This window comes from Achromobacter semiaridum (genome assembly GCF_053543755.1).
Window position 1 is genome coordinate 1 of record NZ_JBLVOL010000093.1, and the last position, 4,024, is coordinate 4,024.

2 protein-coding genes and 1 pseudogene are annotated in these 4,024 nt (G+C 67.5%); all 3 read left to right on the forward strand.

The window, feature by feature from the left end; translation table 11 throughout:
• Window positions 1-283 precede the first annotated feature (283 nt).
• A complete protein-coding gene (locus ACNPP0_RS22360) occupies window positions 284-1,144 on the forward strand; it encodes an alpha/beta fold hydrolase (RefSeq protein WP_448707043.1) in 861 nt (286 codons plus the stop codon).
• Window positions 1,145-1,372: 228 nt separating this feature from the next.
• Complete coding sequence (locus tag ACNPP0_RS22365; RefSeq protein WP_448707044.1) at window positions 1,373-2,938, forward strand: hypothetical protein; 1,566 nt, start codon at window positions 1,373-1,375, stop codon at window positions 2,936-2,938.
• A gap of 49 nt (window positions 2,939-2,987) precedes the next feature.
• Window positions 2,988-4,024: pseudogene (locus ACNPP0_RS22370) on the forward strand (excinuclease ABC subunit A); the annotation flags it as partial.

Here is a 4,024-nt window from a genome sequence, read left to right on the forward strand (position 1 = left end):
CGACGCGCACGGCGGCCAGCCGGGCACGATGCTGGCGCTGCCGCGCGGGGCGTAAAGCGGGCAGGGCTGGGCAGCGCCGGCAAGCCTGCGGCGGCTGGCACTTGGCAAGCGTCCCGGCAGGCATCCCGGCGGGCGTCCCGGCAGGCATCCCGGCAGGCATCCCGGCGGGCATCGCCGCAGGTTCGCGCCGGGTAAGCCAGGTTCGAATTGCGCCGAGGGAGTTGCCCGGCGGCGCGGTTGGCAGCAGAATCCGTCATACCGTGATCGAACAAGGGATGGATGAATGATGGCCGCCGCCAACGCCGTAACGCCGCAGGATGTGATGATTCCCACCGCCCATGGCCGCATCCACGCCAGGTACTGGTCGGGCGCCGGCGCCGCGGCATCGGGCGCAGCACAATCGGGCGCCGCTGCGTCGGGCGCCGCCCAATCGGACCGCGCCACGCCGATCGTGCTGTTGCATGATTCCCTGGGCAGCGTCGGCCTGTGGCGCGACTTCCCCGCGAATCTTGCCGCCGCCACCGGCCGCGCCGTCATCGCTTACGACCGCCTGGGCTTTGGCGAGTCGGACCCGCACCCCGGCACGCTGAACGCCGACTTCGTTTTCGACGAAGCGCAGGACGCCTTCGCCGCGCTGGCCCGGCACTTTGACCTGTCACGTTTCATCGCCTTCGGCCATAGCGTGGGCGGGGGCATGGCGGTTGCCATCGCCGCCGCGTATCCCCAGGCCTGCGTGGGCGTCATCACCGAATCCGCCCAGCAATTCGTCGAAGACCGCACGCTGGCCGGCATCCGCGAGGCCGGCGAACAATTTCGCGACCCCGCCCAGCTTGAACGCCTCAAGCGCTACCACGGCGACAAGGCGCAATGGGTGCTGGACGCCTGGGTGCATACGTGGCAATCGGCCGAATTCGCCGATTGGAATCTGGACGACACCCTGCCGCGCGTACACGCACCGTTTTTGGCCATCCACGGCGAAAACGACGAGTACGGGTCGATGCGCCATCCGGAAAAATTCGTAGCCTTGGCCGGCGGGCCGTCGCGGATGCTGGCGCTGGACGGTTGCGGCCACGTGCCGCATCGTGAAAACGAAGCGGTGGTGCTGGAAGCAGTGCAGTCCTTCCTGGCCCGGCACAAGCTCTGACCGGCTGAAGCGGCGCGGGTCGCCGCGCGGATAGTTCCAGGCGTTTCGGCCGGATTTGTCGCGGCCCTTTCGCCCGTCTTGCCGGACTTGCGCCGCCCCTTCGGCCCCTTCAGCCCCTTCAGCCCCTGGCGCGGTTAATTTCTCTAGGCGCCTGCCGTTAACGCGTTAGCAGTTCCAACAAGAATTCAGACAAAAACCCGGGCAGGCACTGCCCACTGCGGACGCCCCATGACCCTAATCAGCTCGTTGGCAGGCGCGACCGGCGTCGCCCCGCTCAGTACCCCCGTTACGGTGATCCGCGCGGGGCAGACCATCGCCCCGGGCGCGACGTCGCCTGACGCCACGGCGTCCTCCCGATCGTCTGTCGTGATGCTGGGCCAGGGCATCTCCACCGCCGCCGGCTCGGTCTACGACGAGACCGGCACCGTGCCGGACGCGCTGGCCGTTGCCATGACCAAGTCCATGGATGCGCGCACCCGTGTCGCCCCGTTCGCCGAGGTGGGCGCGGCGGTGCTGAACCGCTTTCGCACCGACGGTGCCAGTCATTCCCAGTGGATGCCGTCCACGCGCGTGGTGGCATCGGCACAGGCGCCCGCCAACGCCGGCCCGTTGTCCGAAGCCGATCTGCGGCCTGACAACGCGGTGTCATTGCGCATCGACACCGCCAGCGGCGTCAAGGTGCAGGTCACCTTGCAAAGCGGCAAGGAAGGCATGTCGGTGCAGATCGACGTGGCCGAGGGCGAATTGAACGAAGACGAACGCCGCGCCATCGCCGCCTTGTCCGGTGCGTTCCAGGATGCGCTGGACGGCCTGGCCGAAGTGCCGCCGCGCTGGTCGGTGACGACGCTGGCCAACGGCAGTTCGCCATTGCTGTCCTCGATCAGCCTGCGCCAGACGCGCATGGTGGACGGCGCGGAGCAAACCGTCGATTTCCGGGCGGACGCCAAGCAAAAGAGCCTGACCGTGTCCAGCGTGATGGGCGTGGTCAAGGTGGATGTGGACCTGACCAAACCGCTTGCCCTGGGCTCGGCCCAGCAACAGTCGGCGGCGGTTGCCAAGTACTTGCAGCAGTTTGATCGCGCCCAGCGTCGGGGCTCGGGCGACGAGGCGTTGATGAGCACGTTCAAGGACGTGTTCTCGTCCATGCACGGCAGCTACGGCGCCGCCCAGGTCCCGGCGGCCGACACCACCACGCGCCGCTTGCCGGCCGGTGATGCGCATCGCAGCCTGTTGTCGGGCCTGGCGGATTTCTCGGCCTCGATCGAGCAGGTGCGCGGCGCCATCAACCCGGCGAAGCCCAAGGAAATCGACGGGTTTTCGTTCCAGGCGTCGCAAAGCAGCCAGGTGTCGGGCAAGGTCGCTTGGGACCTGGCGGTGTCGCAGACGCAGCAGTCCACGTTGACGGCCAGCTATCACCGGTCGTTGTCGCCGGACGTGCAGCTGGCGCTGAGCGCCGATGAGAAGACGCAGAACTACCTCTACTTCCAGATTCATGACACGACCAGCAGCAAGACGGACGTGAGCTATCAGGAAGGCGTGCTGGCTACCGCAACGCTGAACGATTCGAGCACGCAAAGCACGCAGGTGTCCAAGTACGTCAAGGGCAAGCTGCTGGACCAATCGTTCGTGCCGTCGTCCCAATCGCACTCACGCAACCTGATGTCGCTGGTGCGGGCGGCGAAGCTGGACGTAATAGAGAACGACCCGATGACGCCGCGTGACCAGGCCGACGAGGTCCTGCGCCGCAAGTATCTGGACCTGGCGCATCAGGCGGCGGACTTGCGGATGGGGTGATCGATCCCGCCTCTGGATCGGCGCGCAAGGTGTCCTTTACTATGGCTGCATGAGCCCACGAAAGACACCCGCCAAACCCCGCGCCGACGCCTGCATCCGCGTACGCGGCGCGCGTGAACACAATCTGAAGAACGTCGATGTGGATATCCCGAGAGACGCGCTGGTCGTGTTTTCCGGGGTGTCCGGATCGGGCAAATCGTCGCTGGCCTTCGGCACGCTGTACGCCGAAGCGCAGCGGCGTTATCTGGAATCGTTGTCGCCCTATGCGCGGCGCCTGATCGATCAGGTGGGCGTGCCGGACGTGGACGCCATCGAGGGGCTGCCGCCGGCGGTGGCGCTGCAACAGCAACGCGGCACGCCCAACGTGCGCTCCACGGTGGGCAGCGTGACGACGCTGTCCAGCATGTTGCGCATGCTGTATTCGCGGGCCGGCACCTACCCGGCCGACCAGCCCATGCTGTACGCCGAGGACTTCTCGCCCAACACGCCGCAGGGCGCCTGCCCCAATTGCCATGGCCTGGGCTACGTGTACGACGTGACCGAAGCGTCCATGGTGCCCGACCCGTCGTTGACCATCCGAGAGCGCGCGATCGCGTCATGGCCGCCGGCCTGGCACGGCCAGAACCTGCGCGACATCCTGGTCACGCTGGGCTACAACGTCGACATCCCGTGGCGCGACCTGAAAAAGAAAGACCGCGACTGGATCCTGTACACCGACGAGCAGCCCACCGTGCCGGTCTACGCGGGCTTCACGCCGGCCGAAACCCGCGCCGCCTTGCGCGCCAAGCAGGAACCCAGCTACATGGGCACCTACACGGGCGCGCGCCGCTACGTGATGCACACGTTCGCCACCACGCAAAGCGCGATGATGAAAAAGCGCGTGGCCCGCTTCATGACGGGCGCGGCGTGCCCCGTATGCGATGGCCGTCGCCTGAAGCCCGAAGCCCTGTCGGTGACCTTTGCCGGCATGGACATCGGCAGCCTGTCGCGCCTGCCGCTGGCCCGTATCGCCGAGGTGCTTGCGCCCGCCGCGCGCGGCGAGTTCGATGCGCCCGCCACGGCCGGCGCGCGCAGCCGCGCCACCAC